The sequence below is a fragment of the Arthrobacter sp. AOP36-A1-22 genome (assembly GCF_052377615.1).
Lineage (GTDB): Bacteria > Actinomycetota > Actinomycetes > Actinomycetales > Micrococcaceae > Arthrobacter_H.
The window spans coordinates 1-1431 of the sequence record NZ_JBQSWX010000059.1; the positions used below are offsets into that span (position 1 = coordinate 1).

Sequence of the window (1431 nt, forward strand, 5' to 3'; positions counted from 1 at the left end):
CGGTATTTTTCAAGTCAAGCGGTACCAAGGTGAGTTAGGCGGCCGTTAGGCTGCTGGGTTTTCGGCGGTTTCGAGTGGCTGGTTGATCCAAGCCGGCCCGGGTAGAGCCAGGATCTTGGGATCAGCGGCTGTGCTGAATCGGTGGGGATGCTTCGCCCGGGCCGCAGCCAGGGTCTGTGAACGCTTCACGGCGACCCCATCGGCGAAGCCGTAGTGCACGTTGGCCGGGGTGTGGAACCCGATGCCGGAGTGCTGGTGGTGATGATTATACCAATCCACGAATCCGCTGATGAAGGTCCTCGCATCGCCCAGAGAGGCGAAACGCTCCGGGAATTCCGGCCCGTACTTCATCGATTTGAACAGGCTTTCGCTGTACGGGTTGTCGTTGCTCACCCGGGGCCGGGAATGCGATCGGGTGACCTCCAGATCCGAGAGCAACCCGGCAACGGTCTTCGATGTCATCGAGGTCCCGCGGTCCGCGTGCACGACGTCTGGTATCCCGTGGATGCCGAAAATCTCCTTCATCATCTCCACCGCCAGGGCCCCGGATTCGGTGGCGTGCACGTGCGCGCCGACGATGAACCGAGAATGGATATCGATCATCACGTAGCAATCGAAGTACTTGCCCTTGACCGGGCCGGCCAGCTTGGTGATATCCCAGCTCATCACCCGGCCGGGCGCGGTGGCGACCAGTTCAGGGATCGCCCGAGCCGGATGCTTGGCCAGCCGGCGGCGTTCCTTTACCTGCTGGTTCTCGGCAAGGACCCGATAAAACGTGGAGACCGAACCGAGGTAGATGCCCTCATCGAGCAGCTTGGTATAGACCTGTAACGGCGCCAGGTCCACGAACTGTGGTGAGTTCAGTGCCGCGAGGATCTCGGCCCGCTCCGCGGTGCTGAGCCTGTTCGACGGGACTACCGGCTCGTGATCTTCCGGCACGGCGGGCTTGCGGTAGATCGTGGTGCGCGAAAGACCGACCAGCACCGCTGCCTTCCGCGTCGGCACCGAAGCAGCCACCAGTTGGCGGTAGGCGGTGGTCATTTCTTCTTGGACTTCGGATCTTCCGGCAACTCGGCGATGGCGTTCTCGAAGAACGCCGAGAGTTTTCCCATCACGTCCAAGGCTGCCTCGGTCTGTTGCAACCGGCTCTCGCTCACCCCCAGCTGGCGACGCAGACGCGCGATCTCGGCCTGCTCCCGGGAGAGCTTCCCGATGGCCTGACCGGCCTTCTCACCTTCGAGGACACCGGCATCACGCAGCTTGCGCCACTCGGTGATCTGGGAGGAATACAGTCCCTGTTCCCGCAGGAAGGCACCACCTTGCTGACGGGTGCAGGCGTCCTCGTACTGGGTCAGGAACTCAAGCTTCTGCGCGGGGGTGAACGACCTTCGAGGGGTTGGTCCACCGGCACGGGGTCCGGAAGTACTCATG

The 1431-nt window shown here is 62.6% G+C and carries 1 protein-coding gene; it reads right to left on the minus strand.

The window, feature by feature from the left end; translation table 11 throughout:
• Positions 1-45: 45 nt before the first annotated feature.
• Positions 46-1430 (minus strand): IS3 family transposase gene (locus ACT3S2_RS15795; protein WP_444561931.1). Its coding sequence is split into 2 segments (ribosomal slippage): positions 46-1112 and positions 1112-1430, totalling 1386 coding nucleotides; the frame shifts between segments, so codons are not numbered across the junction.
• Between the last annotated feature and the right edge of the window lies 1 nt (position 1431).